The organism is Streptomyces sp. MnatMP-M17 (genome assembly GCF_900091995.1).
Taxonomy (GTDB): Bacteria; Actinomycetota; Actinomycetes; order Streptomycetales; family Streptomycetaceae; genus Streptomyces.
Window position 1 is genome coordinate 1 of sequence record NZ_FMDK01001242.1, and the last position, 1,485, is coordinate 1,485.

The following is a 1,485-nucleotide window of genomic DNA, read 5'->3' on the forward strand; positions in this document are numbered from 1 at the left end:
TCCGGGTGTGCGGGAGTGGGTGGCTCCGCGCCGGGTCCCGTTCGTCGGCGTAGTGGACGGTACGGTGCGTGCTCCGGGGCGTCCCGCGCGTACGGTGTCGGAGCGGGAGCTGCGCGTCCTTGAACTCTGCGACGGAGTACGGCTGTTCACCGATATCGTGGACGAGGTCTCCCGGGCCGAGGGTCGCGAGGTGTCGCCCGCCGAGATCACCGAGACCTTGGAGTGGCTTGTCGCCCAGCGCTGGGTCGCCTGGAAACTGGACGTCCCTGCGGGCACCTTCCCGGAACGCGCCCTGCGCTCCTTCGTGGAGACGATCGGCGACGCGGAGCTGCGCGAACCGGCCCTCGCCAAGCTGGACATACTCGAACGAGGCCGTGACCGGGTACAGGCGGCCGGCTTCGACGCCGACGAACTGTGCGAGGCGCTCGCCGCGCTCGAAGCCGACTTCGCCGAACTGACCGAAGCCTCCGCCCAGCGGGAGAAGGGCGCCCGTACCGCGCCCAACCGCGCGCTGGTCTACTCCGACTGCCGCAGATCGGCCACCGCCACCGTGGGCACCGCCGTACTGGAGCAGCTCACTCCACTGGAGCTCTGCCTCACCGGCGCCCGCTGGATGACCAACCGGTTCGCCGAAACCGTCGGCGGACGCATCAAGGAGGCGTACGAGCGGCTGCGCGCCCGGCAGGACCGCGTCGACCTCGGCTCCCTCTGGTTCGAGTGCCTGCCCGCGCCGCACAGCGAGTCGATCGCGGACATCGACCGTATCCAGGCCGAACTGCGCGAGCGCTGGGCGCGGATCATCAACGCTCCGGCCGGAGCCCGGCGCGTACGGCTCTCCTCCGCCGATATCGCCGACCAGGTCCAGGAGGCCTTCGGCGAACCGGGCCGCGGCTGGTCCCTGGCCCGCTACATCAGTCCCGATGTCATGGTCATCGCCGATGATCTCGACGCGGTGGAGCGCGGTGAGTTCGAGCTCGTCCTCGGCGAACTGCATGTCGCCATGAACACCCTGGGTGCCTCGCTCTTCGTCCATCAGCACCCGGACATGCAGGAGCTGATCGACGAGACCACGACCGACTTCCCCGGGCCGCGGCTGATGCCCATGCTGCCCAAGGAACTTCCGCTGAAGTGGTCCACCCGCAGCAGACCGTCCCTGGACCGTCCGCAGGACTACTACGTCGCCATCGTGGACCAGACCGCGGACCCGAACCGGCCGCGCACGGTCCGTTGCGGCGATGTACTGGTGGAGGAGCGGGACGGGCAGTTGAAGGCGCTGCTGCCCGACGGTTCCGTCTTCGATCTGCTCGATGTGTTCAGCCACGCCATGACCAACCGGGTCATGGACCGCTTCACTCTGCGGCCCGACACCGACCGTTCGCCACGCATCACCATCGACTCGACCGTGGTGGCGCGGGAGACCTGGAAGTTCGTGGCGTCGGAGATGAAGTTCGCCGACGAGAAGAACGAGGCGCGTCGGTTTGTGCG

1 protein-coding gene is annotated in these 1,485 nt (G+C 68.8%); it reads left to right on the top strand.

Annotation, left to right across the window (positions count from 1 at the left end):
• Nucleotides 1–64: 64 nt before the first annotated feature.
• A partial coding sequence (locus tag GA0115259_RS38240; protein ID WP_256098319.1) for a lantibiotic dehydratase occupies nucleotides 65–1,485 on the top strand: 1,421 nt, incomplete at its 3' end.